1 protein-coding gene and 1 pseudogene are annotated in these 1,017 nt (G+C 40.6%); both read right to left on the bottom strand.

Annotated elements, in window-relative coordinates; genetic code table 11:
• Positions 1–592, bottom strand: a 592-nt coding sequence (locus E1297_RS01460; RefSeq protein ID WP_155132977.1) for an MFS transporter, incomplete at its 3' end; no start/stop codon positions are given.
• Between the two features lie 244 nt (positions 593–836).
• A pseudogene (locus E1297_RS01455) lies at positions 837–1,017 on the bottom strand (IS5/IS1182 family transposase); the annotation flags it as partial.

Below are 1,017 nucleotides of genomic sequence, written 5' to 3'. Positions count from 1 at the left end.
TGTTTTTCGGTAATGTTTCAGGTAAAACCAAAAATCCATAAATTAGTGTTGCTAATACAATAAAGGATGCAGCATAGAATGGTGCTCGAGTGCCAAGTTCTCCCACCAACCCGCCTATCGCAGGCCCAGCAGCTATACCAATGCTTGTTCCAGCGCCAGCTAAACCAAAGTTCTTAATGCGATCTTCAGGGTGTGAAACATCAATTATATAGGCGGTGGCTACCGCAAACGTGGCACTTCCAAGGCCTGATGCAATTCGTCCAATGAATAAAATCAATAAGTTTGGTGCAATAGCCATTATTACATAATCTATGGACAATAGTAGTAAAGCATAGATTAAAAAAGGCCGCCTACCATAAATATCCGACATACTGCCGATCGCGGGGCTTGCGAAAAATAAAACAATTGCGTAAACGCTTACTAGTAACCCACCCCATGAAGCAGCAGATGAAACACTAGAATTAGATAATTCCTTTATAAGAAACGGCAATACAGGCGTAACAATACCATTTCCTAGAGATGTAATTGCTATTGTTATAACAATAAAAATCATTGAATGACGTGAACTATTTTTTTTTATGGAGTTTTTCATGATTTTTCTATTTTGATGTAATCTCGGTTAGTTATTGTTACAGCTTGGATTGTTATTTACGTTTGAGAATCCGATGTTGTTCAGCGTAGACATTGAAGGAACGTCTTGCGATGGTTCGATCTGAGGGTGGGCGATGATGCCATTACCAAAACAATCCGACCCTATGAACTCCGCGAGTTTTTCAAAACTATTTAGCATATACAAACACTACATGTACAGCGTAAGATTCCATCCGAGATGCTAATCATATGTTGCTTTTTCGTAAGCATCGACGCAAAATCATGTTAATACTGGCGAGGTAAAGCATGGGCTGTGCTGTTTTCAGGGTCCGCTCACAATCCTTATAAAGCCTGCAGTTTCTGCCAAACCACGTAAAGGTACGCTCAACAACCCTTCTGCGGGGAAGTAGAATGAACCCCTTCGCA

The sequence above is a fragment of the Roseibium sp. RKSG952 genome, from assembly GCF_009711355.1.
This window is presented reverse-complemented; position numbering and strand designations above follow the sequence as displayed.